We start from the raw sequence: 24362 nt of genomic DNA on the forward strand, positions 1-24362 counted from the left end.
CGGCTGGGACAGGGACTCCCCGGCCCGGCTAGACGTGACGTAAGTCACCTGTAGGTATCACCAGGTCCACTGCTGCCCGGGGCACGCAGGGGGCCGTAGCGGCGAGTGGGGGCGCTGGGGCCCAGCACCTTGATCTGCCGCACGGTGCCGTGGCCCAGGTCCTCGTTGAGGCGTGCGACCAGGGTCGGGGCGAGCAGCCGCAGGTTCGTCGCCCAGGCCGTCGAGTCACAGCGCACGATCAGGACGTGCTCGTCCTCGTCGTACTTCTCCGGCACACAGTGGTTGGCCACGTCCTCGCCGACGATCTGCGGCCAGCGGCCCATCACACCGCCCACCGCGGCCGGGGCCTCCCAGCCGCGCTCGGTGATCAGCCGGTTGATCGCCGAGCCGAGCGCCATCGGATCGCGGCCGTCGGCGCGCGCGCCGGAGCGCAGCCCGCCGCGGCGCGCCTGCCGCTTCTGCTGAGCCGCGTCCCCACGCGCGCGTGCGGCTTCCTTCGCCGCGCGGAGCGCCACGCGCGCGAGGTCGACGCCGGAGGGCTCGGGAGACGGGGGCTTGGCGGACGAAGGATTGGCGGACGAAGGAACGGGGTCGTTCCCGGGTGTGTTCTCCGTCATACGCGCTCGACCGCCCCCTCGGACACGGCGAACCGTGCCCCGGACAGCACATGCGGTACGTCGTCGTCGACCGCGGCGGTCACCAGGACCTGCTCGCCGGGCGCGACCAGCTCGGCGAGACGCTCACGGCGTCGGGTGTCCAGCTCGGCGAAGACGTCGTCGAGCACCAGCACCGGCTCATTGCCCTCGGCCCGCAGCAGGTCGTACGAGGCCAGGCGCAGTGCCAGCGCGTAGGACCAGGACTCGCCGTGCGACGCGTAACCCTTGGCGGGCAGCTGGCCGAGCTTGAGCTGGAGGTCGTCCCGGTGCGGCCCGACCAGGGTGACGCCCCGCTCGATCTCCTGCTTGCGGGCCTCGGCGAGCGCGGCCATCAGCTGTTCGAAGAGGTCCTCGCGGGTGTGCGCCTCACCCGGCGCGGACGGCTTGTACTCCAGGGCGACGGGGCCGCCGCCGGGGGCGAGCTGCTCGTACGCCTTGTCGGCGAGCGGCTGCACGGCGGCGATCAGATCCAGGCGCTGGGCGAGCAGCTCGGCGCCCGCGCGCGCGAGGTGCTGGTCCCAGATGTCGAGCGTGGACATGTCCACGCTGCGGCCACCGTGCCGGCGGGCCAGCGCGGCCGACTTCAGCAGGGTGTTGCGCTGCTTGAGGACCCGCTCGTAGTCGGAGCGGACCCCGGCCATGCGCGGAGAACGGGCGGTGATCAGCTCGTCGAGGAAGCGGCGCCGCTCACCGGGGTCGCCCTTGACCAGGGCGAGATCCTCCGGCGCGAAGAGGACCGTCCGTATGATCCCCAGCACGTCACGCGGCTTGACCTGCGAGGACCTGTTGATGCGGGCGCGGTTGGCGCGCCCCGGGTTCAGCTCAAGCTCGACCAGCTGCTGCCGGTCACCCTGCCGGACCTGGGCCCGGATGATGGCGCGCTCGGCACCCATGCGGACCAGGGGAGCGTCGGAGGAGACCCGGTGGCTGCCGAGGGTGGCGAGATAGCCGACGGCCTCGACGAGGTTGGTCTTACCCTGCCCGTTCGGCCCGACGAAGGCCGTCACCCCCGGATCGAGCGGGACCTCGACCCGGGGATACGAGCGGAAGTCGGCCAGCGACAGATGCGTGACGTGCATGGTCGTTTCGCCGACCTCCCAGGCGCTCGGGTGTTGGTTACTTCTTCTCGACCGCGTGGCCGCCGAACTGGTTCCGCAGCGCCGCGATCATCTTCATCTGAGGCGAGTCCTCCTGGCGGGAGGCGAACCGCGCGAACAGCGACGCGGTGATCGCCGGCAGCGGCACCGCGTGGTCGATGGCGGCTTCCACAGTCCAGCGTCCCTCGCCGGAGTCCTGTGCATAACCCCGGAGCCCGTCCAGGTGCTCGTCCTCGTCGAGCGCGTTGACCGCGAGGTCCAGCAGCCAGGAGCGGATGACCGTGCCCTCCTGCCAGGAGCGGAAGACATCGCGGACGTCGGTCACGGAGTCGACCTTCTCCAGGAGCTCCCAGCCCTCGGCGTAGGCCTGCATCATCGCGTACTCGATGCCGTTGTGGACCATCTTCGCGAAGTGGCCCGCGCCGACCTTACCGGCGTGCACCGCGCCGAAGTCGCCCTCCGGCTTGAGGGCGTCGAAGACCGGCTGCACCTTGGCGACGTTCTCCTTGTCGCCGCCGTACATCAGCGCGTAGCCGTTCTCCAGGCCCCAGACGCCGCCGGAGACACCGCAGTCGACGAAGCCGATGCCCTTGGCCGCCAGCTCCTCGGCGTGCTTCTCGTCGTCGGTCCAGCGGGAGTTGCCGCCGTCCACGACGACATCGCCGGGCTCCAGCAGTTCGGCGAGCTCGTCGATCGTGGACTGCGTGGCCTCGCCTGCCGGGACCATCACCCAGACCACGCGCGGGCCGCTGAGCTTGCCCACAAGCTCCTGCAGGCTGTGGACATCGGCGAGATCCGGGTTGCGGTCGTATCCGAGGACGGTGTGGCCGGCGCGGCGGATCCGCTCGCGCATGTTGCCGCCCATCTTGCCGAGGCCGACGAGACCGAGCTCCATCAGTTGTTTTCCTTAGGTTCTGCGACGTGGCGTGGCGGCACGTTCGTACCGCGCGGCACTTTCGTACCCACGTCCGAGCCTAAACCCGGACGCTCGCGCACATCTGTGGGCATACGCGCTCAGTCGTAGGCCCTCACCTGCGGGTTTGCCCCCAGCCTGTGGGCAACCGCCGACGGCGCCCGACCGGCTCAGCCGCTCAGCCGCTCAGCCGCTCAGCCGCTCAGCCGCTCAGCCGCTCAGCCGCTCAGCCGCACCGGCATGATCAGGTACTTGTAGGCCTCGTCCGCCTCGGCGTCCAGCGCCGGCTTGCCGCTGAGCAGGGCTGGCTTCGTGGACGTCGTGAAGGACAGCTGGGCGACCGGGGAGTCGATCGCGCTCAGGCCGTCCAGCAGGAAGGTCGGGTTGAAGGCGATCGACACGTCGTCGCCCTCCAGCTGGGCGTCGACCCGCTCCACAGCCTGTGCGTCGTCGCTGGAACCGGCCTCCAGGATCAGCACGCCCTGCTCGAAGCTGAGCCGCACCGGGGTGTTGCGCTCGGCGACCAGGGCCACACGCTTGACGGCCTCCACGAAGGGGGCGGTCTCGATCACGGCGACGCTGTTGAACTCGGTCGGGAACAGCGAGCGGTACTTCGGAAGGTCGCCCTCCAGCAGCCGCGTGGTCGTGCGACGGCCTGCGCCCTCGAAACCGATCAGGCCCTCGCCCGAGCCCCCGCCGGACAACGCCAGGATGACGCTGTCGCCGCTTGTGAGGGCCTTGGCGGTGTCCAGGAGCGTCTTGGCGGGCACCAGGGCGACCGCGGAGGCCTCCGGGTTCTCCGGCTTCCACAGGAACTCGCGGACCGCGAAGCGGTAGCGGTCGGTGGACGCCAGCGTGACGGTGTCGCCCTCGATCTCGATGCGCACACCCGTGAGGACGGGCAGCGTGTCGTCACGGCCGGCCGCGATGGCCACCTGGGCGGCCGCGGAGGCGAAGACCTCACCGGGGACCGTGCCCGTCGCGTTCGGCATCTGCGGCAGGGCCGGGTACTCCTCCACAGGCAGGGTGTGGAGTGTGAACCGCGAGGAGCCGCAGACCACGGTCGCCCGTACACCGTCTGTGGAGATCTCCACCGGCCGGTTGGGGAGCGCTCGGCAGATGTCCGCGAGCAGGCGGCCCGAGACCAGGACCGTGCCCTCCTCCTCGACCTCCGTCTCCACCGACACCCGCGCGGAGACCTCGTAGTCGAAGCTGGACAGGCTCAGCTGGCCTTCCTCGGCCTTCAGCAGCAGTCCGGCGAGGACAGGCGCCGGCGGCCGGGCCGGGAGGCTGCGCGCTGCCCAGGCCACTGCCTCCGCGAGTACGTCGCGTTCCACCCGGATCTTCACTGTTGCCGCCTCCTGCTGTTGCCGGCGCTTCTCGCTCTGCCTGGCCCTCGTCGTCTGTCTCGGTGTCGACGGTCCCTGGGATGGGGAGGACACCGGGGACCAGTCTGACGCACCGCACTGACAGTAGGTGCCTCTCGGGGTCAAGTCGTGACGAGGGGCGGTCGGACGCCGAAGAGCGAGTTGTGCACAGGACCCACTTCGAAACGGATTCCCAGCTCTCTCTAGTTGGGAGTAGTAGTAGGGGCTGTGGATACCGTGGATAACCCCGTTTGCCCAGCTCAGAGCGGGAATTTTGTCCACCGGGCCTGTGGGTGACGGCAGTGGACAACCTGGTGTCTCTGTGGAGAACGGAAAGTTCTGCACACTCCGTGCACAGGGAGAGGCGAGTTCTCCCCAGCGGCGTCCCCAGGTTTACCCACCTTTCCCACAGCCCAACCCGGCACCTTTGTGTGACGCCTTTCACTCGACCCGGTGAGAAGGCGCGTCGTGTTGCCGAACAGTGGACAGCGATGTGGAGAAGTCGGGGATCGCTGGGGACAACTGACCCCAGCCTGTGGGTTGTCGGTGGAAAACTCGATGCACAGCCTGTGGATCTCCGCGCTGTCCACAGTCTGTGGAGATCGTTCGTCCACGAATCCACATGCAGGTGACCTGGCCTGATGGCCCCTCAACAGGAGCCTCTGTGGACACAGTCTGGACAACTTCCCAGTCCCCAGGATGTGGACGGGAGAAAGTCACCGAATCTGTGGAGAGAGGCCGTAACCCGGCAGGTAATCGAACAGCCGGGGACCGCGACATGACGAAGGGCGCCCCCGGAAACCTCCTCCGGGAGCGCCCTCGGCGGCCTGCCGCTCGGTACGTCAGCCGTTCTTGATGCGGTTGGTCAGCTCGGTGACCTGGTTGTAGATGGAGCGGCGCTCGGCCATCAGATTGCGGATCTTGCGGTCCGCGTGCATGACCGTCGTGTGGTCGCGGCCGCCGAACAGCGCGCCGATCTTCGGCAGCGACAGGTCCGTCAGCTCACGGCACAGGTACATGGCGATCTGCCGGGCGGTGACCAGGGCGCGGCCCCGGGACGTGCCGCACAGGTCCTCGACGGTCAGCCCGAAGTAGTCCGCCGTCGCGCTCATGATGGCCGTCGACGTGATCTCGGGGGCCGAGTCCTCGCCGCCGGGGATGAGGTCCTTGAGGACGATCTCCGTCAGGCCCAGATCCACCGGCTGCCGGTTGAGCGAGGCGAACGCCGTGACCCGGATCAGCGCGCCCTCCAGCTCGCGGATGTTGCGCGAGATCCGGGACGCGATGAACTCCAGCACCTCCGGCGGCGCGTTCAGCTGCTCCTGCACCGCCTTCTTGCGGAGGATCGCGATACGCGTCTCCAGCTCGGGCGGCTGGACGTCGGTGATCAGACCCCACTCGAAACGGTTCCTCAGCCGGTCCTCCAGCGTGACCAGCTGCTTCGGCGGCCGGTCGCTGGAGAGCACGATCTGCTTGTTCGCGTTGTGGAGGGTGTTGAAGGTGTGGAAGAACTCCTCCTGCGTCGACTCCTTGTCCGCCAGGAACTGGATGTCGTCGACGAGCAGGATGTCCATCTCGCGGTACCGCTTGCGGAAGCTGTCGCCCTTGCCGTCGCGGATGGAGTTGATGAACTCGTTGGTGAACTCCTCCGAGCTCACGTAGCGCACCCGCGTGCCCGGGTAGAGGCTGCGCGCGTAGTGCCCGATCGCGTGCAGCAGGTGCGTCTTGCCGAGCCCGGACTCCCCGTAGATGAACAACGGGTTGTACGCCTTCGCCGGCGCCTCGGCGACAGCGACCGCGGCGGCGTGCGCGAAGCGGTTGGAGGCGCCGATGACGAACGTGTCGAAGAGGTACTTGGGGTTCAGACGCGCGGTCGGCTCACCAGGGCCGGTCGCCGGCGCGGGCTGCGCGGCCAGCGGGCCGGGCGCACCGGTCGTCGGCAGGTTCGGTCCTACGGGGCCGCCCCGGTGCACGTGCCCCGAGCCGGCCGGCGGCTCGGGCAGCTCCCGGCGGACCGCATCGCGCTGATCGTATTCGGGGCGTGAGGTGTCGTAGTCGGAGCGCGGCGGCTCGTAGGAGGGGCGCTCCATGGACTGCGGGCGATAGTCCTGGGCGGATGAGCCGTAGGAGTCCTGTGATCCGTGGGAGCTACGGGATCCGTGAGAGCCGTAGGAGTCCTGTGATCCGTGGGATCCATGGGACCCGTGGGTTCCGTGGGATCCGTAGGAGTCCTGGGACCCGTGGGTTTTATAGGAGTCCTGCGCGTTGTACGAGTCCTGACCGCCGCCGTACTGGTCCTGACCGCCGTACTGATCCTGTGAGCCGTAGGAGCCCTGCCCCGGTGACGCGTACGGGTCACGCTCGGGGAAGCCGAGGCGCTGCTGCTGCCAGCCGTACTCGTCCTGCGTGGGCCGCGGCCAGGCGCCGGGCTCGGGGCGCTGGTACTCGGACGGGTACGCGGGGCGCGGGGAGGGCAGTTGATCTCCGCGCGTAGGCGGAAGCTGATCGTCGGCCGCTCCCGGCATCTGCTCGGCGCGGTGGCGGCCGTACCCCTCATACCCGTCGCGGTCCTGGCGGGCGGCGGGGAGCTCGGGCTCCTCGTAGCGCGGCTGCTGGGGGCGGGCCGGGGGCGCCGGCGGAGCCGGGGGCTCGCCCGCGGAGTCGTCGACGGTGATCGCGATCCGGATCGGGCGGCCGCACTCGCGGCTCAGCGTCTCGCTGACGATCGGCGCCAGCCGGCCCTCGAGTACGCCCTTCGCGAATTCGTTCGGTACGGCGAGGAGAGCGGTGTCCGCGACCAGCGCGAGCGGCTGGCAGCGCCGGATCCAGTGCTCGTCCTTCGTCTCGACCCCCTGACCGCGACCCTCCCCGAGGAGCTGCTCCAATACGCGTGGCCACACTGCGGCAAGATCGGCAGGTACGTCAGCCACAGGGCACGCTCTCTCACAGGTCCCACGAACGTGTGGTTCTGGGACGGGTCGGGATGTCATCCGGGTGGGCGGGAGCAAACCCGCTGGGGCAGGGACAAGGGAACGAATCGGAGTTACGTCACGGTAGTCAGGGCGGCCGGTACGGTTCAAGTTGTTGTCCCCAGCCTGTGGACAAGTGTCTCCCGGCGACTCCTGGTTTGACCGGATGGCGTAGCCGCGCGTACCGTAACCAGGTCGAGTTGTCGATGGCTGCTGCCGCCTGCCTCCGATGGGCACAGATCATTTGGGTGATCGGTCAGCGGTGCACTCGGGCGTAACTGCGAGCTACTCGTGGGCGCACGGTGACAGCCAGGACGGCACCCCGCAACTACCGATTTCTTCTGGAGCCCCCGAGTGAGCAAGCGCACCTTCCAGCCGAACAACCGTCGTCGCGCGAAGACCCACGGCTTCCGCCTGCGGATGCGTACCCGTGCCGGCCGCGCGATTCTCGCGAACCGCCGCAGCAAGGGTCGCGCCAGCCTGTCCGCCTGATCCCGATCAGGTCATGACGTCGTGCTGCCTACCGAGCATCGGCTGAGGCGGCGCGAGGACTTCGCGACCGCGGTACGACGAGGACGCCGGGCCGGACGCCCGCTCCTCGTCGTCCACCTACGTAGCGGTGCCACGGACCCGCACGCGCCTGGGGAGAGCGCTCCCCCGACGCGTGCGGGTTTCGTCGTGAGCAAAGCTGTGGGTGGCGCGGTCGTGCGCAACAAGGTGAAGCGCAGGCTTCGCCATCTGATGCGCGAGCGAGTCGCCCAGCTGCCCCCCGGTAGCCTGGTAGTCGTACGAGCGCTGCCCGGATCGGGCGACGCCGACCATGCACAGCTGGCCCGAGACCTGGATGCCGCTCTCCAGCGGTTGCTGGGAGGGGGCGCGCGATGAAGTACCCGCTGCTGGCTCTGATCAAGCTCTACCAGTGGACGATCAGTCCGCTGCTCGGGCCGGTCTGCAAGTACTACCCGTCGTGCTCCCACTACGGCTACACGGCCATCGACCGGCACGGTGCCATCAAGGGAACGGCACTCACGGCCTGGCGCATCCTGCGGTGCAACCCGTGGTCGCTGGGTGGTGTGGACCATGTCCCGCCGCGCAAGCGCCCGCGGTGGCACGAAATGCTGCGTACCGCGTGGCGTGCACGCAAGGGCGGGCCCTCCGCCGCCGACCCGGCCATCGAGGGACAGACTTCTCCCACAAGTCAGTCCAGTCCTTCGAGCCCGGCCGCAGAGACACCGTCCCATGCCCAAGGAGCATGATTAGTGGACACGATTGCCAGCCTCTTCAGCTTTATCACCACACCCGTCTCCTGGGTCATCGTCCAGTTCCATTCGGTGTACGGCGCCCTCTTCGGCCCTGACACCGGCTGGGCCTGGGGCCTGTCGATCGTGTCCCTGGTGATCCTGATCCGTATCTGCCTGATCCCGCTCTTCGTGAAGCAGATCAAGGCGACCCGGGCCATGCAGACGTTGCAGCCCGAGATGAAGAAGATCCAGGAGCGCTACAAGAACGACAAACAGCGTCAGTCCGAAGAGATGATGAAGCTGTACAAGGAGACGGGCACCAACCCGCTCTCCTCGTGCCTTCCCATCCTGGCGCAGTCCCCGTTCTTCTTCGCTCTGTATCACGTGCTCAACAGCATCGCGTCGAACGACACCATCGGCGTCATCAACGACAGCCTGCTGCAGAGCGCGCAGAAGGCCCACATCGTCGGTGCGCCGCTGGCGGCGAAGTTCACCGACAGCTCGTCGAAGGTGGAAGCACTCGGTGCCTCCCTCACCGACGTCCGCGTGGTCACCGCCATCATGATCGTCCTGATGTCGGCGTCGCAGTTCTTCACCCAGCGCCAGCTGATGACGAAGAACGTCGACACCACGGTGAAGACTCCGTTCATGCAGCAGCAGAAGATGCTGATGTACGTCTTCCCGGTCATGTTCGCCGTCTTCGGCATCAACTTCCCGGTTGGTGTCCTCGTCTACTGGCTGACCACCAACGTGTGGACCATGGGCCAGCAGATGTACGTCATCCGCAACAACCCGACCCCGGGTTCCAAGGCCCAGGCCGAGTACCTGGAGCGCCTGAACAAGCACGTCGCGCAGCACGACAAGGTCGGCCGGCGTCGTGACCGGGCCATCGTCAAGGCGATCGTCGCCAAGGGACGCGACCGCAACGAGTTCGAGCGCAAGTTCATCAACGGACTCAGCAAGGCCGGACTCGTCGCCCAGGCCGACGGCACCGTGATCAAGGGCGACACCTCTGCCGCTGTCGAGACCGAGGACGGTACGCCGACCACGGCCACCCCGAAGCGTCAGCAGCCCAAGCGCCAGAGCAAGTCTCAGCGCCAGACCGGTGCCGCGAAGGCGGCCGGGGAGGCCGAGCCGAAGACGTCGCTGAGCAAGTCCGACGAGCCCGACGACGCCAAGCCAGCCGCCGCTGCCCAGAAGGGCGGCGCGAAGTCCGGCGGTGGTACCCGCAGCAAGGCCCAGTCCGGACAGCGTAAGGGCCCGCAGCGGCCCAAGTCCCCGTCCAAGAAGTAAGAAGGAGTCCATCCCGTGACGGAAGGCACCACCTCCTCCGCTGCCGAGGGTGCAGACACCCTGTCCCGCCTGGAGCAGGAGGGCGAGATCGCTGCGGACTACCTGGAGGGTCTGCTCGACATCGCCGACCTCGACGGCGACATCGACATGGACGTCGAGGCCGACCGTGCCTCCGTCTCGATCATCAGCGATGCGGGCCGCGACCTGCAGAAGCTGGTCGGCCGTGACGGCGAGGTGCTGGAGGCGCTCCAGGAGCTCACCCGTCTGGCGGTGCACCGGGAGACCGGCGACCGCAGCCGCCTGATGCTCGACATCGCGGGATACCGCGCCCAGAAGCGCTCCGAGCTGTCCGAGCTGGGTGCCAAGGCCGCCGCCGAGGCCAAGAGCAGCGGTGAGGCCGTGAAGATGAAGCCGATGACGCCGTTCGAGCGCAAGGTCGTGCACGACGCGGTCAAGGCCGCGGGCCTGCGCAGCGAGTCCGAGGGCGAGGAGCCGCAGCGCTTCGTCGTCGTGCTGCCCGCCTGATCGGCCCCTACGTTTCCCGGCCCCGTCTGTTGCGCAGACGGGGCCGAACTTTGTCAGCCTGATAGTTCTGGTGGTTCTGGCGTCGGCGCTGGGCGCGCTGACGCGGTACGGAAGGACGGTCCCCCGTGACGGAGGCAGCGGAGCTTCCCCCCGCGCCCGAGCAGGCGCGCGAGGTGTTCGGTGATCGCTTCGCGGATGCGGTGCGGTACGCCGAGCTGCTCGCTCAGGCGGGCGTGCAGCGCGGTCTCATCGGCCCGCGTGAAGTGCCCCGCCTGTGGGAGCGGCACCTGCTGAACTGCGCGGTGCTCTCGGAGGTCGTGCCCGAGGGTGTGACCGTGTGTGATGTCGGCTCCGGGGCAGGTCTGCCCGGCATTCCCCTGGCACTCGTCCGGGAGGATCTGAAGATCACGCTGCTCGAGCCGCTGTTGCGGCGCACCAACTTCCTCACCGAGGTCGTGGAGCTGCTCGGCCTGGATCACGTGACGGTCGTACGCGGCCGGGCCGAAGAGGTCATGGGGAAGATCCAGCCTGTCCACGTCGTGACCGCCCGAGCCGTCGCGCCGCTCGACCGCCTCGCCACCTGGGGCGTCCCGCTACTGCGGCCCTATGGGGAGATGCTCGCGCTCAAGGGCGATGCCGCCGAGGAGGAGCTGAAGAGCGCGTCGGCGGCACTGAGCAAGCTGGGTGCCGTGGAGACGTCCATCCTGCATGTGGGTGAGGGCGTCGTGGACCCGATGTCCACGGTCGTACGGGTCGAGGTCGGGGAGAGCCCCGGCGGTGTGCGCTTCGCCGCGAAGCGGGCCAAGGCGGCTCGCACGGGTCGGGCACGCCGCCGACGCTGATCCGTCCTGACGACGAGACGTACTCCACACAAGCTGCCAAAACGATGCGTGCCGGAGTGTCGCGGCAGTTCGGCCCCGGCGGCTGTGCATCGTGTTTCACGTGAAACGTCGCTCACTGCTGCACGGCATCATCAGTCGTGGCCGCGCTGCGGCCGAACCCCGCGACCGTAAGCCTCTCGGTTCACTCGATGAGGGAACCGAGTTGTCCACAGAGGTGGATTTCTCCACAGAACGCCAGGCCTCACTGGTTCACGACCCCGAAGGCATGGGAGGCTCTGTTCATAGCGAGCCTGTAGTCGAGGAGAGTGAATCCTTGCGGTCCGACGCCAACATCGCGGGACCGATGACCGATCCGGTCCCCGGTCCCCGTACCGAGTCGATGGGGGCGGATGTTTCACGTGAAACACCGCCTCCGATGGACGACACTCCCATCGGTCGTGCTGCCCAACTGGCGGTGGAGGCACTGGGCCGTGCCGGCGAGGGCCTGCCACGGCCCGAGCAGACCCGAATCATGGTGGTCGCCAACCAGAAGGGCGGTGTGGGCAAGACGACGACGACCGTCAACCTTGCCGCGTCGCTGGCCCTGCACGGCGGCCGTGTCTTGGTGGTCGACCTCGACCCACAGGGCAATGCCTCCACGGCACTGGGGATCGACCATCACGCAGAAGTCCCGTCCATCTACGACGTGTTGGTGGAGAGCAGGCCGCTCTCCGAGGTCGTCCAGCCGGTCCCCGATGTGGAGGGCCTCTTCTGCGCCCCGGCCACGATCGATCTCGCCGGTGCGGAGATCGAGCTGGTATCCCTGGTGGCCCGGGAGAGCAGGCTGCAGCGCGCCATTCAGGCGTACGAGCAGCCGCTGGACTACATCCTCATCGACTGCCCGCCCTCACTGGGTCTCCTGACGGTCAATGCGTTGGTGGCGGGCCAGGAGGTCCTGATCCCCATCCAGTGCGAGTACTACGCGCTGGAGGGCCTGGGGCAGCTGTTGCGCAACGTCGACCTCGTGCGCGGACACCTCAACCCCGCCCTGCATGTGTCGACCATCCTGCTCACCATGTACGACGGCCGGACGCGACTCGCGTCCCAGGTCGCGGACGAGGTGCGCACCCACTTCGGCGACGAAGTACTGCGCACGAGCATCCCCCGCTCCGTCCGTATCTCCGAGGCCCCGAGTTATGGGCAGACAGTACTGACATACGATCCAGGATCGAGTGGTGCCCTCTCGTACCTTGAGGCGGCACGAGAGATCGCGCTGAAGGGCGTCGGCATCAGCTATGAAGCGACGCACGCCCACATCGGCGCACAGCAGACAGACCCGAGCATGGTGGAGGGCATCCAGTGAGCGAGCGACGGAGGGGACTGGGCCGTGGACTCGGCGCACTGATCCCTGCTGCCCCCACGGAGAAGTCGGTGGCCCAGGCTGCGGCAGGGGGAGCCGCTTCCACATCCCCCACGGCAGTGCCTTCGCTGCCGAACGACCGTGGGGTGGCGGCAGCGAAGGTAGCGACTCTGCCGACTGTTTCACGTGAAACAGAGGAGCCGGTTCAGCCCAGTGCTCCCGCCGCGCCTGCGGCGCCCGTCGGTTCGCACTTCGCCGAGATCCCCCTCGACGACATCACACCGAACCCGCGGCAGCCGCGCGAGGTCTTCGACGATGACGCCTTGGCCGAACTCATCACCTCCATCAAGGAGGTCGGGCTCCTCCAGCCGGTCGTCGTACGGCAGGTGGGTCCCGCCCGCTACGAGCTCATCATGGGCGAACGCCGCTGGCGTGCCTGCCGCGAGGCGGGACTGGAGGCGATCCCAGCGATCGTGCGGGCCACGGAGGACGAGAAGCTCCTCCTGGACGCTCTGCTGGAGAACCTGCACCGCGCCCAGCTGAACCCGCTGGAAGAGGCAGCTGCCTACGACCAGTTGCTCAGGGACTTCAACTGCACGCACGACCAGCTGGCGGACCGCATCGGCCGATCCCGCCCGCAGGTCTCCAACACCCTGCGCCTGCTGAAGCTCTCTCCGGCCGTGCAGCGCCGGGTCGCCGCCGGTGTGCTCTCCGCCGGCCACGCGCGGGCACTGCTGTCCGTCGAGGACACGGAGGAGCAGGACAGGCTGGCCCACCGCATCGTGGCCGAGGGACTCTCGGTGCGGGCCGTCGAGGAGATCGTGACCCTGATGGGCTCACGGCCTCAGAAGGCGCAGCGGCCCAAGGGCCCGCGTGCCGGTGCCCGGGTCTCTCCCGCGCTGTCCGACCTCGCCACGCGGCTGTCGGACCGCTTTGAGACGCGGGTGAAGGTCGACCTGGGGCAGAAGAAGGGCAAGATCACCGTCGAGTTCGCCTCCATGGAGGACCTAGAGCGGATTCTCGGGTCCTTCGCTCCCGGAGAGGGGCCGGTCCTGCAGAAGAGCCTTCTGGAGAGCGACCCCGAAGAGATCGAGTCCTGAGCCTCCGGCAGGAGCCTCCGCTGTGCATCCGACAGAGCGGGTCGTGTCCGGTGTGTACCGGAACATGGCCCGCTCTTTCCTTTCTGGCGGTATCGATGGAATCGCATCGTGGATACGATGCCTTGGGGTACGGCGCGACCACTCGGCAGCACCTCTGAAAGGAAGGCAGGGGCCATGCGAACGATGAGCCGCACCGGACTGGTGAGCGCTGGTTTGGGGCTGGGGGCGGTCGGTGGGTTCATCGGCGGTCTCCTCAGGGAACGGAGTGCTCTGACAGCCGCCCGCGATGCGGCGGGCGAAGGAAGCGAGGAACAGCCTTCATGGGGCGTCGGCTCGTACCGCTCACGCTGGACAACCTTCAGGACCTTCCCAAGCGCTGTCGCTCGTGTGTCTTCTGGGAGCTCGACCCAGTCAGCGGTGAGGCCGCGCTAAAGGCGGGCACGCCCGCTCTGGAGAAGGAATCCTGGATCTCGGCTGTTCTGCTGGACTGGGGTTCCTGCGGCCGGGTCGTGTACGTCGACGATGTGCCGGTGGGCTTTGTGCTCTACGCCCCTCCTGCCTACGTCCCCCGCTCCACGGCGTTTCCCACGAGTCCCATCTCCCCCGACGCGGTGCAGTTGATGACCGCGTTCATCATGCCGGGCTACCAGGGGCAGGGACTGGGCCGGGTGCTGGTCCAGACGGTCGCCAAGGATCTACTGCGCCGCGACTTCAAAGCGATCGAGGCGTTCGGAGATGGGCGCTGGAAGGAGCCGGCCTGTGTGCTGCCCGCCGACCATCTCCTGGCGGTGGGTTTCAAGACGGTCAGGCAGCACCCCACCCATCCCCGGCTGAGGCTGGAGCTGAGATCGACGCTCTCCTGGAAAGAAGACGTCGAGATGGCACTGGACCGGCTCCTGGGCGCCGTGCAGAAGGAGCCGGCGCTGCGGCCGCTGTAGAAGCAAGCAGTCAAACGAATGGGCCAACCCTTCCGGGTTGGCCCATTCGTGTTTCACGTGAAACATGCACCGCCGCTGCGACGGCTCAGCCGATTCACTCGGCGATGAACTCCTCGAGGTCGCGAACGATCGCGGCCTTCGGCTTCGCGCCCACGATGGTCTTGGCGACCTCGCCACCCTGGTAGACGTTCAGGGTCGGGATGGACATGACGCCGTACTTGGCGGCCGTACCCGGGTTCTCGTCGATGTTCAGCTTGACGACCTCGATCTTCTCGCCGTACTCGGAGGCGATCGCCTCGAGGGACGGCGCGATCTGGCGGCACGGACCGCACCAGGCGGCCCAGAAGTCCACCAGGACAGGCTTGTCGCTCTTGAGGACGTCCTGCTCGAAGGAGTCGTCGGTCACATTCTTCAGGGTGCCGGCCACGGCGGGCTCCTTAACTGGTTGGTGCGTGGGGCGGGTATGGAGGGGTTCAGACAGAGGTCTTCTCGGGCTCGGGCTGCTCCTCGTCCGCGAGGGCGGCGAGGAAGCGCTCGGCGTCGAGCGCTGCGGAGCAGCCGGTCCCGGCCGCGGTGATCGCCTGACGGTAGGTGTGGTCGACCACGTCGCCGGCGCCGAAGACACCGGTCAGGTTCGTGCGCGTCGACGGCGCCTCCACCTTCAGGTAGCCCTCCTCGTCCAGGTCGAGCTGACCCTTGAAGAGCTCGGTGCGGGGGTCGTGGCCGATGGCGATGAACAGACCGGTCACCGGCAGGTCCGAGAGCTCACCGGTCTTGAGGTTGCGCAGCTTCAGGCCCGACAGCTTCGGGTCGCCCTGGATCTCGGCGACCTCGCTGTCCCACACAAACTTGATCTTCGGGTCGGCGAAGGCGCGTTCCTGCATGGCCTTGGAAGCGCGCAGGGTGTCGCGGCGGTGGACGACGGTCACGGACTTGGCGAACCGCGAGAGGAAGGTGGCTTCCTCCATGGCGGTGTCGCCACCACCGATCACGGCGATGTCCTGGTCCTTGAAGAAGAACCCGTCACAGGTGGCGCACCACGACACTCCACGGCCGGAGAGCGCGTCCTCGTTCGGCAGGCCGAGCTTGCGGTGCTGCGAGCCGGTGGAGACGATGACGGCCTTCGCCCGGTGGACGGTACCGGCGGTGTCCGTGACGGTCTTGATCTCGCCGGACAGGTCGACGGCCACGACATCGTCCGGGACGAGCTCGGCCCCGAAGCGCTCCGCCTGGGCACGCATGTTGTCCATGAGCTCGGGGCCCATGATGCCGTCCTGGAAGCCAGGGAAGTTCTCGACGTCGGTGGTGTTCATGAGGGCGCCGCCTGCGGTGACGGCGCCCTCGAACACCAGCGGCTTCAGCGACGCGCGCGCGGTGTAGAGCGCCGCCGTGTAGCCGGCGGGCCCGGAGCCGATGATGATCACGTTACGGACGTCGCTCACGGGTTGTTTCCTCGTCTCTGGTCTACGTCGTTCGACCGGTGGGAGCGTCTCTCGGAACTCTCACACCACCCAACGGATCCTAAGGGGCGTGCATTCCCACTGTGTCCGGGCACACGGAGACGCGGCACTGTGCTGGATACCAGGCAGGGAAGAGACGATGCACGCGCTCAGGAGGTCGGGTAGGAGCGCTCCAGGAGGACCTTGCCCCCATCAGTGGACGCCTGATGATCCACACAGGTCGCGTCGACGATATAGGCGGTGACCCGGGTGGCGTCGGAGGCGTTGGGAAGCAGCACGAGCATGGCCTTCTTCCCCTGGTACGTGCCGTTCTCGACAGCCAGCGCCGCATCCTTGCGCCCGATGCCGTCACGGACACAGCCGGGCACGGTGGGCTCCCTGAGGACCCTGGGGTGGTTGGTGCCGGGGGCGGTCGCCGCGCCGAGGGGGGTGCGGGAACCGTCGCCTTCCTCGCTCTGGTTCTCGGCCAGGAGATCGGTGACCTGCTTCTGCAGCTTCCCCTCGGAGAAGGTGTCCGAGGCGGTGGTCTGCCGGCCGCCCGCTGTGTCGTGGGGCGGCTTGTTGTCGCCGAGTGACGACAGCAGGACGGAGCCCAGCCCCAGGGCTGCCACCGTGAAGACGGTCCCCAGAACGGCGATCCTGCGCCGCCCGTTCCGTGGGAGGCCCTTGCGGCCCGGTCCGGTGGTGGAAGAGCGGGGGCGCCCGGCGGGCCGGTCGGCGGGCGTCGATGTTTCACGTGAAACATGCGCACCGCTGTCGTCGGCAGCGGATCGGGGAGCACTGACCGGCGTCGGCCCTTCTGCGGCCTCGGGCTCCGTGGCGTTCAGCAGAGCCTCGGCGGCGAGTGCGGCATCGATGCGGCCTGCGACATCGGCGGGCATGCGCGGCGGGCCCGGCAGCGTGCCGAGCAGGTCGCGGATCTCCTCCAGGGAGGCATAGACGTCCGCGCAGAGCTCGCAGTCGTCCAGATGGCGGCGCACGTCGGCGCTCCGGGACGGCGGGAGAACGCCTTCGGAGAGGTCGGAGATCTCCGCGACGTCCGGGTGCCCGGCCATGTCTGTCGTCGACGTCACGCTCGTCCACCTCCGCCCTTCACTGCAGCTGAGTCGCTCGGTCCTGTGTCCGGCGGTCCCGTTCGGCGCGGTCCCGCTGCGGGTGGGACGGTTGGCTCTTGCGTCCGGTTCCGTTCCCCGCCCGGGTTCTTGCCCTTGCCGCCACTGTCCGGCCGTAGATGCGTGAGCAGCGGCAGGAGTCTGGCTCTGCCGCGTGCGCATCGGCTCTTCACCGTGCCGGTCGGCACGTCGAGGATGCGGGCCGCCTCCGCGACCGGGTAGCCCTGCATGTCCACCAGGACGAGCGCCGCGCGCTGGTCGGCCGGCAGGGTGCCCAGGGCTTCGATGAGCTGCCGGTGGAGATCATTGCGCTCGGCGGGAGCGGAGGCCGGCTCGTGCGGCTCCAGCAGCTGCTCGAGGCGCTCGGTGTCGTCGACGGGGGACGTCTTCCGAGAGGCGACCTTGCGGGCGCGGTCCAGGCAGGCGTTCACCGTGATCCTGTGCAGCCAGGTTGTGACGGCCGACTGGCCCCGGAAGGTGTGGGCGGCCCGGTAGGCAGAAACGAGGGCGTCCTGCACCGCGTCAGCGGCCTCCTCGCGGTCCCCCAGCGTCCGCAGGGCGACGGCCCAGAGACGATCACGATGCCGCCGCACGATCTCACCGAAGGCGTCGGGGTCGCCTTCGACCTGGCGGGCGAGCAGATCCTGATCGCTTACTCCGTCGTACCCGGTGCCGTCTGCCATCGGCCTCCTTCCTCGAGGCAGATGCCGTCAGCTGGTCACCTTGATGTCCGCCACCCTGCCGCGCCACTTGCCGTCGTCCACCTGCGTGGGCAGCTCGGTCAGCCACACCAGGAGGTAGCGGCTCTTGAGGGACTTGCCGGGCTTGAGTTCCACTGTCGTCCCGGTGCCCTCGGCGACTTTGGTGTAGGCATCGAAGGACGTCGGTTCCGAGCCCGCGTCCGCGCTCGCGCTACGGAGCTCGACCGAGGTGTTCCCGACGAAGGTGACCTTCACCTTTCCGACCTGCTGGACCTTGCCGAGGTCGAGGATGACGCCGACGCCCGACTTCAGGCGGCCGAAGTCCGAGCTGAGGTAGAAGTCCGTCTGCCAGTACGTGGCCGTGCTGTTGTCGTAGACCTTCCCTATGTCGGACGGCTTCTCGGAACCGTCCGCGCCGAAGGGGTCGAAGTCGCGGGCACCGCTGATGGCGATGGGCTTGCCGCCCGTCGGCTTCTTCGGGCTCTTGTCGTTCCCGTCGTTCGTCTGCGTCTGGCCCGGGTCCTCGTTCTTGCCGCCCTGGTCCATGAGCGCGTCCGCCAGCTGCCAGCTGCCGAGGCCCAGTGCGGCGATCAGGAGCGCGGACACGGCCCACTTCAGGGCCTTGCCCGTGCGGCTCTGCAGCGGGGGCGGCGGGGTCGGGACCGGCTGGGTGGCGCCGAGGCGCGGGGCCTGGCGGCCGTACGTGCCCTGCTGGTACGTCGTGCGCTGGTATTCGGGCGGGGCCGTGAAGGCCGGCTCCGGCGGGCGGATGCGGGGCATCTCGCCGATCGCCTTCACCAGCTCCTCGGGCGTCGTGCACGGCGACTCGTGCCGGGATGCGGTGGCACCGTCGTTGACGAGCGCGCGCATGGACAGCTCGGAGAGCCCGCGGTGCACACCGGCACGCACCTGGTCGGGTGCGATCAGACCGATGTCCTTCGGCAGGCCCGACAGGCCGTAGGCGTCGCTCTCGTACGGCCAGCGCTGGGTGAGCGCCGCATACAGCAGGGCGCCGATGGCCTCGGTGTCGGTGCGCTGCGGGGTGTCGGTCGTGACGCCACGCAGGGCGGCGTTGACGGCGAGCCCGCGGATGCGCCACTGGCCGGTCGAGGTGCGCAGCACGGCGTTGGGGTTCAGCCGCAGATGAGCGAGACCCTCGCGGTGCGCGGCGGCCATGGCGGAGGAGATCTGACTGACCATCTGGTAGGCGTCGTACGGCTCCAGCGGCCCGGAGGCGAGGAGCGGGGTCAGCTCCGTCGCGTCGGGAAGCCACTCATGGACGACGTAGACGAGGTCGTTCTCCTCCACCGCGTCCAGCACCTGGACGAAGCGGGGGTCGCCGAGGAGCGCGGAAGAGCGTGCGGCGGCCAGGACCGAGCGGGCCCGTGAGTGGTCGGCGGGCAGGATGTGCACGCCGACGGCACGGCGGAGCTTCTCGTCCACGGCACGCCAGCTGCTGAAACCGTCCAGACGGGTGACGCACTCCTCGAGGCGGTAGCGTCTGGCGAGTTTGTGCCCACTGTGCAGTTCAGGCGGCGAGGTCGTTCCGGGCCCGTCGGTCCGGGTGCTCTCCTGTACCTCGTCGCTGTCCGTGTCCCGCTCCCGGTTCTTGGCCACCCCGTCGGCCGTGGACTGGTCCGCCTTCGCGGTCAGCGACGTGTCGTCGCTGTTGTCTGCCACGTCGACGGCAGCCGTACTACGTTCCGCCACCGTCGTTCCTGCCTCCCCATCCATGTGCGCGCCGGCCGGCATCCGTTGCGCGCCGCCCGACGCCGAAACCAATTGTGCCCACAGTCCGCCGCTATGCACGACACGCGGCGGCTGACGATGGTTGTGCGCCTACCCCCCGACTCAGCGTCCCAGGCGTCCGCGGACCATGCCGACCAGCGAGTTGAGTTCCTCGATGCGCATGCGGCGGGCGGCGACGAAGAAGATCCCGAGGAGCACGGCACCGCCGGCCAGTACCCCGGCGAGCGAGCCCGCGACGCCTTGGCCGAGGGTGTGGCCGATGCCGTAGCAGGCCGCGCCGCTGAGCAGTGCGGCCGGGATCGACGCGATGCACAGCCGGGCGTAGGTCCGCAGGACACGGGCGCCGTCGAGGTCCCCGCCCAGCCGCTTGCGCAGCCGGCTCCAGGCGACGCCGACACCGATCGCGTACGCCAGGCCGTACGAGGCGGCCATGCCGACCACGGCCCAGCGGGCCGGGACGACGAAGTAGCAGACCGCCGACGCGCCCGCGTTGACCGCGGCCACGATGACCGTGTTGTAGAAGGGCGTTCGGGTGTCCTCGTAGGCGTAGAAAGCGCGCAGGACGACGTACTGCACGGAGTACGGGATCAGGCCGAGACCGAACGCCATCAGCATGAAGCCCATGTTGGTGGCCTCGCTGGTGCCCGAGGAGCCGAACATCAGCGTGCACAGGGGGATGCCGAGCGAGAGGAAACCGAACGCGATCGGCACGATCGCGACCGCCGTGGTGCGCAGGCCCTGGGAGATGTCGTCGCGGACGGCGCCACCGTCGCCCTCGGCAGCCGAGCGCGACAGACGCGGCAGCAGGGCGGCCATGAGGGAGACCGTGATGATGGCCTGCGGCAGGCCCCAGATCAGCTGTGCGTTGGCGTAGGCGGAGAAGCCGGTGCCGTCCACGGGCGAGGCCTTGCCCGCCGCGGTGGACAGCCAGACGACGACCATGGCGCCCGCCTGGTTGGCGAGGACGAACAGGACGGTCCACTTGGCGAGCGTGATGGCCTTCCCGAGGCCCTGGCCCTTCCAGTCGAAGCGCAGCCGCAGCCGGAAGCCGGTCTCGCGCAGGTAGGGGATCATCGCCAGCGCCTGGACCACGAGGCCGAGCAGGACGCCGATGCCGAGGAGGCGCTGACCCTCCGGCGGGATGGTCGTCACCCTCATCCCGGAGTCGGCCGCCGTGCCGTAGACGTAGATGAACATGCCCAGCGTCACGATGATGACGATGTTGTTCAGGACCGGGGTCCACATCATCGCGCCGAACTTCCCGCGGGCGTTGAGGATCTGGCCCATCACCACGTGGACGCCCATGAAGAAGATCGAGGGCAGGAAGTACTGGACGAAGGTGATGGCGACCTGATTCGCCGCGGGGTCGCCGGCGATCGAGGGGGACATCATGCGGATCAGGAGCGGCGCGCTGAAGACCGCGAGTGCGGTGAGTGCGCCGAGCGCCACCATGACGAGGGTCAGCAGGCGGTTGGCGTACGCCTCGCCGCCGTCCTCGTCGTCCTTCATGGCGCGCACGAGTTGCGGCACGAAGACGGAGTTGAGACCGCCGCCGACCGTGAGGATGTAGAGCATCGTCGGCAACTGGTAGGCGACCTGGAAGGTGTCACCGAGGAAGCCGACGCCGATGGCCGAGACGATCAGCGCGGAGCGGATGAAGCCGGTGAGCCGCGAGACCATCGTGCCCGCCGCCATCACGGCGCTGGACTTCATGAGGCCCGCGGCGCGGCCGCCCTTCTTGGGGGCCGGCGAGGCAGCGGGCTCCGGGGCGGGGGGCTCCTCCACGAGGGGCGGCGTCGGAGCGGTCTGGCCGGGCGCGCCGTACGGGCCCTGTGCTCCGTACGGGCCCGCTGCCGCGTACTGGCCCTGTCCCATCTGCCCCGGGGCCTGGGACGGGCCGGGGACCGACGGCTGCTCGTACGACGGGTGACCGCTGTTCTGCTGCTGGTCCCTGTAGAGGTGCGCGAAGGCGTCCGGCTCCTGGCGCGGTTCACCCGCCTGGGAGACCAGATCGTCCACCCCCACGAACTGGGTGGTCCTGGGGTCGTCGCCGTACGGCAGATGCCGCGTCAGGCCCTCCGGCTCCGGCGCGGGCGTCTGGGCCCACACCTGCGGGTCGGGCGCGTACGGCGACTGCGGCGGCTGGGAGTACATCTGCTGCGGCTGGTACGTGCCCGCAGGGGGCGGTGGGTGCGCGGCGCGGTCGTAGAGCGCCTCGGCGACCGGGTCCTGGGCGGAGAGGTCCTGTGCCCGGTAGGGGTCCTGGTCGTAGGCGTCCTGGAGGTACATGTCCGCGGGGGACTGCGGCGGCACCTGGCCGTGCTCGGCCGGCGAGCCCTCGGGCCCACCCGACTCGGGGTAGCCCGAGCTGCCCGCGGCACGGCCGCGGTCACCGTCGTACGGCGCGTTCATGGTTACCCCACCTCATCGTCCCCGGCCCACCGGCCACGACATCTAACGGTCCACTCTCTCACCCGTCCCGGACGGGTCGGCGCTTTCCGCTGCGGTGTCCGGGGCCGGGTCACTCGGCTGCTCCGGGCCCTCTGCCCGCGATCCGGCCTCGGTCTCCTGCTTGAGACGGTCACCGGGGGCCTCGGGGTTCTGCAGGTTGTCGGCGTCGTCGTCCGCCTCGCGGGCGGCGGCGCGCTTGCGCTGGGTGTACATACGGAAGCCGGCGAGGACCAGGAGCAGGACACCGCCGCCGATGACCAGCATCACGGTGGCCGTGACCTCGGTGACCTTCACGTCGAAGGTGACGGGGGCGCCGTACTTCTGGCCGTCCTCGGTGTACAGCTGGGCGACCACCTCGGCCCGGCCGTTGGCGTTGGCGGACGTGGTGAACTTCACCGACTGGCTGTGGCCGCCGTTCACGGTGACGCGCTGTTCCTCGTAGGCGGCGTCGCCGATCTTCAGGCGCGTCGGGTTCTTCGACGTGAGCCGCAGCTCGAGGTGCTCGACGCCCTGGACCAGGTTGTTCTGGACGGTCACGGGGATCGTGGCGCTGCGGCCGGAAAGCTTGGTCTCCGACTTCTCGATCAGCTTGACCCCCTCGGTGAGCCCGTCGAGGTACGACTCGACGCCGGCGCGGTACCCCACCGCCGCGACGCCCCGGCCACGCCATGACGTGGACATCTCGCGGTTCATGGCCCGCCCGAAGGGGGTCACCACCCGGGACTGGTCGGTGAGGATCACCTTGAAGCCGTCGAGCTTGCCCTGTGTCCTCGCGATCTGCTTGAAGTCCGCCCGCAGCAGCTCCTGGTTACGCAGCGAGGAGGGATACGCGGAGGTCGGCGGCACCCTGGTGTTGGCGGCCGGGTCCGGCTTGGCCTTGGCGGCGTCCGCGAGGTCCTGAGACTCGGACCAGTTCCCGCTCTGGAGGGTCGCCAGCGCCTCGGCCATGGCCTGCGCCTGGCTCACGGAGGGCATGCGCTGCGGGGCGACGACGACACTGCGCTGCTTGCCGGTCTGCAGGCCGAGCGTCAGGCTCTGGGCCAGGAAGCGCTGCACGGCGAGTGTGGACGCGGAGGCCTTGGTCAGGTTGCCCTGGAACGCCGTGGACATCCTGGAATCCGCGACGACCGCTGTGGTGCCGCCTCCGACGGGCCGGGCCGCGGAGGGTGTGTACGACAGGTGGTCCTGGAGGCTGTCGCTGCGGGCGATCACCTTGTCGGCTCCCGCGGAGGTCGCGACCTTCACGATCGACGGATCGACGGCGCCGTCCGCGGGCCAGGCGAAGTCAGTGGACGGTTTCACGTGGAGGATCGTCTCCACCGTGTCGTCGACGACGTCGGTGGCGTCCTTCAGGTGGCTCAGCGAGCCTGTGACGTTCGTACCGTTGTGGGCGAGGGAGGCCAGGTCCGGGTCGCCGAAGGGCAGGGCGACGACCTCCTTGCCGGTGACGGCCTGCTGGAGCTGGGCGAGCCACTGCTTGGCGACTGCCTGGTTCCGGCCGGGGGTGGTGGTGCCGCCCTCTCCCCTGACCTCGTAGTTCCTCGTCATCGCGTCGACGGATGCCAGCAGGTCCGGGTCGATCACCCAGGTGATGTCGAGGCCCTTGCCCAGCGACACCATCTGGTCGAGGCGGCCGCCCGGGGCGATCTCGTCGGCGAGGTCGTCGTTACGGAAGACCGGTGTCTGCTGCTCGTTCGACCCCGTCTCGGCCGTCATATGGACGGTGGAGGTGAGCGGCCACATGAACGTGGTCTTCGTCTTGGTGCCGGCCTCCTCGGGCTGCCACGGCAGGAACGTGCGCTGGACCCCCAGGACCTGGTCCCAGGGCTGCGCGGAGGTCTCCCCGGAGAGCGCGACGGCCAGCTGGTAGACGCCGTCCGGGCCGAGGTCCAGCTCGTCGGCCGGCACGGAGATGTTGAAGGGCTCGGCCACGCCGGGGGTGAGTTTGGCGAACTTCTCGCTGTACTTGCCGCCGACCGCCTCGCCGGTGGGGCCCTGGACGTCGTCGCTCTTCTTGGCGAGGGCGTCGATGGAGGAGCGGGTGTCGAGGGAGGGGCCCACCCGCAGATCGACGTGGGCGTCGGTGACCGGCTGCTTGCCGTTGTTGGTGACCGTGCCCGACACGTTCACCGTGTCCCCCTCGGTGGGGGCGGTGGGGCTGAGCGAGTCGACAGCGACGGACACCGAGCCCGCGCGGGCGGCCGCCTGCGGGGCCTCCTGTCCGGCCGCGTCCGCCGGGACCGCGGCGGGCAGCTGGAGCAGCCCGGCCAGCAGCGGCGCACCGGCGAGCAGTGCCCCGGTGCGCCGCAGCCATCGGAGGGCAGGTGAGGCACTGGTCCCCTGGAAGTCTGCCGCGTCGGCCACGCGCTTCGCCCGTCCCTCGTCGTCGTCAGTGGTCGTCGGAATGTGCGTCCACGCATGGTAACGATGCGCGCTGAGGGGAAGTGCCGCGGTCCGCTCCACAAGATCGCGGGCCGGCATCGTCCTGCCCGGTATGTGACCGTATAAAAGGGAGCGGTTTTTTACATCTCAAGGGCGGGTCTTGTGCGCCTATTCACGGACGAGTCCGCACGCTCAAGACGGGTCCGCACGCGTAATAGGGGGAGCCT

At 68.9% G+C, this 24362-nt stretch carries 21 protein-coding genes; 9 read left to right on the plus strand and 12 right to left on the minus strand.

Going from position 1 to position 24362, the window contains the following annotated elements; translation table 11 throughout:
* Window positions 1-44: 44 nt before the first annotated feature.
* The 5 genes from OG542_RS20310 to dnaA form a co-directional block, all read right to left on the minus strand.
* On the minus strand, window positions 45-617 hold the full coding sequence (locus OG542_RS20310) for a DUF721 domain-containing protein (RefSeq protein ID WP_311126640.1): 573 nt from the start codon (window positions 615-617) through the stop codon (window positions 45-47).
* Window positions 614-1735 carry a DNA replication/repair protein RecF gene (gene recF / locus OG542_RS20315; RefSeq protein WP_311126639.1) on the minus strand — a complete coding sequence of 374 codons (1122 nt, stop codon included), beginning with the start codon at window positions 1733-1735 and terminating at the stop codon, window positions 614-616. Before recF ends, OG542_RS20310 begins: the two co-directional genes overlap by 4 nt.
* Window positions 1736-1772: 37 nt before the next feature.
* On the minus strand, window positions 1773-2648 hold the full coding sequence (gnd, locus tag OG542_RS20320; protein WP_261680478.1) for a phosphogluconate dehydrogenase (NAD(+)-dependent, decarboxylating): 876 nt from the start codon (window positions 2646-2648) through the stop codon (window positions 1773-1775).
* 236 nt (window positions 2649-2884) lie between these two features.
* A complete protein-coding gene (gene dnaN, locus OG542_RS20325; RefSeq protein ID WP_184593893.1) occupies window positions 2885-4015 on the minus strand; it encodes a DNA polymerase III subunit beta in 1131 nt (376 codons plus the stop codon).
* Between the two features lie 860 nt (window positions 4016-4875).
* Window positions 4876-7023 carry a chromosomal replication initiator protein DnaA gene (dnaA, locus tag OG542_RS20330; RefSeq protein ID WP_408057774.1) on the minus strand — a complete coding sequence of 716 codons (2148 nt, stop codon included), beginning with the start codon at window positions 7021-7023 and terminating at the stop codon, window positions 4876-4878.
* A gap of 333 nt (window positions 7024-7356) precedes the next feature.
* Here dnaA and rpmH point away from each other — a divergent pair, with 333 nt between their 5' ends.
* From rpmH to OG542_RS20375, 9 genes are all read left to right on the plus strand, one after another.
* The gene (rpmH, locus tag OG542_RS20335) at window positions 7357-7494 is read left to right on the plus strand and encodes a 50S ribosomal protein L34 (RefSeq protein ID WP_005482975.1); all 138 of its coding nucleotides are present in this window, start codon (window positions 7357-7359) and stop codon (window positions 7492-7494) included.
* A 21-nt stretch (window positions 7495-7515) separates the two neighbouring features.
* A complete protein-coding gene (gene rnpA / locus OG542_RS20340; protein ID WP_184593889.1) occupies window positions 7516-7887 on the plus strand; it encodes a ribonuclease P protein component in 372 nt (123 codons plus the stop codon).
* A complete protein-coding gene (yidD, locus tag OG542_RS20345; protein WP_184593887.1) occupies window positions 7884-8258 on the plus strand; it encodes a membrane protein insertion efficiency factor YidD in 375 nt (124 codons plus the stop codon). Before rnpA ends, yidD begins: the two co-directional genes overlap by 4 nt.
* Before the next feature lie 3 nt (window positions 8259-8261).
* The gene (yidC, locus tag OG542_RS20350; protein ID WP_311126637.1) at window positions 8262-9536 is read left to right on the plus strand and encodes a membrane protein insertase YidC; all 1275 of its coding nucleotides are present in this window, start codon (window positions 8262-8264) and stop codon (window positions 9534-9536) included.
* A gap of 15 nt (window positions 9537-9551) precedes the next feature.
* Window positions 9552-10061 carry a Jag family protein gene (locus tag OG542_RS20355; RefSeq protein ID WP_311126636.1) on the plus strand — a complete coding sequence of 170 codons (510 nt, stop codon included), beginning with the start codon at window positions 9552-9554 and terminating at the stop codon, window positions 10059-10061.
* Window positions 10062-10186: 125 nt separating this feature from the next.
* Entirely contained in the window at window positions 10187-10903 is a 717-nt protein-coding gene (gene rsmG / locus OG542_RS20360; protein WP_184593881.1) for a 16S rRNA (guanine(527)-N(7))-methyltransferase RsmG, read from the plus strand.
* A 265-nt stretch (window positions 10904-11168) separates the two neighbouring features.
* Entirely contained in the window at window positions 11169-12245 is a 1077-nt protein-coding gene (locus OG542_RS20365) for a ParA family protein (protein WP_328418019.1), read from the plus strand.
* The gene (locus OG542_RS20370; protein ID WP_328412789.1) at window positions 12242-13342 is read left to right on the plus strand and encodes a ParB/RepB/Spo0J family partition protein; all 1101 of its coding nucleotides are present in this window, start codon (window positions 12242-12244) and stop codon (window positions 13340-13342) included. The genes OG542_RS20365 and OG542_RS20370 overlap by 4 nt, the downstream gene beginning before the upstream one ends.
* 320 nt (window positions 13343-13662) lie before the next feature.
* Window positions 13663-14280, plus strand: a complete 618-nt coding sequence (locus OG542_RS20375; protein WP_328412791.1) for a GNAT family N-acetyltransferase — start codon at window positions 13663-13665, stop codon at window positions 14278-14280.
* A 94-nt stretch (window positions 14281-14374) separates the two neighbouring features.
* Here the strand turns inward: OG542_RS20375 and trxA are convergent, their stop codons facing one another.
* The 7 genes from trxA to OG542_RS20410 form a co-directional block, all read right to left on the minus strand.
* Window positions 14375-14707: a thioredoxin gene (trxA, locus tag OG542_RS20380; protein ID WP_184593875.1), complete on the minus strand. Its 333-nt coding sequence runs from the start codon at window positions 14705-14707 to the stop codon at window positions 14375-14377.
* A gap of 46 nt (window positions 14708-14753) precedes the next feature.
* Window positions 14754-15722: a thioredoxin-disulfide reductase gene (gene trxB / locus OG542_RS20385; RefSeq protein ID WP_311126633.1), complete on the minus strand. Its 969-nt coding sequence runs from the start codon at window positions 15720-15722 to the stop codon at window positions 14754-14756.
* Between the two features lie 167 nt (window positions 15723-15889).
* Window positions 15890-16813: an anti-sigma factor family protein gene (locus tag OG542_RS20390; RefSeq protein WP_328412794.1), complete on the minus strand. Its 924-nt coding sequence runs from the start codon at window positions 16811-16813 to the stop codon at window positions 15890-15892.
* A complete protein-coding gene (gene sigM, locus OG542_RS20395) occupies window positions 16810-17535 on the minus strand; it encodes an RNA polymerase sigma factor SigM (protein ID WP_328412796.1) in 726 nt (241 codons plus the stop codon). Before sigM ends, OG542_RS20390 begins: the two co-directional genes overlap by 4 nt.
* 27 nt (window positions 17536-17562) lie before the next feature.
* Window positions 17563-19263: a protein kinase family protein gene (locus OG542_RS20400; protein ID WP_328412798.1), complete on the minus strand. Its 1701-nt coding sequence runs from the start codon at window positions 19261-19263 to the stop codon at window positions 17563-17565.
* A gap of 141 nt (window positions 19264-19404) precedes the next feature.
* Window positions 19405-21714: a murein biosynthesis integral membrane protein MurJ gene (murJ, locus tag OG542_RS20405; protein WP_328412800.1), complete on the minus strand. Its 2310-nt coding sequence runs from the start codon at window positions 21712-21714 to the stop codon at window positions 19405-19407.
* A 42-nt stretch (window positions 21715-21756) separates the two neighbouring features.
* Window positions 21757-24117: a DUF6049 family protein gene (locus OG542_RS20410; protein ID WP_328412801.1), complete on the minus strand. Its 2361-nt coding sequence runs from the start codon at window positions 24115-24117 to the stop codon at window positions 21757-21759.
* Window positions 24118-24362 lie beyond the last annotated feature (245 nt).

Origin of the sequence: Streptomyces violaceus, assembly GCF_036014075.1 — a bacterium.
Lineage (GTDB): Bacteria > Actinomycetota > Actinomycetes > Streptomycetales > Streptomycetaceae > Streptomyces > Streptomyces violaceus.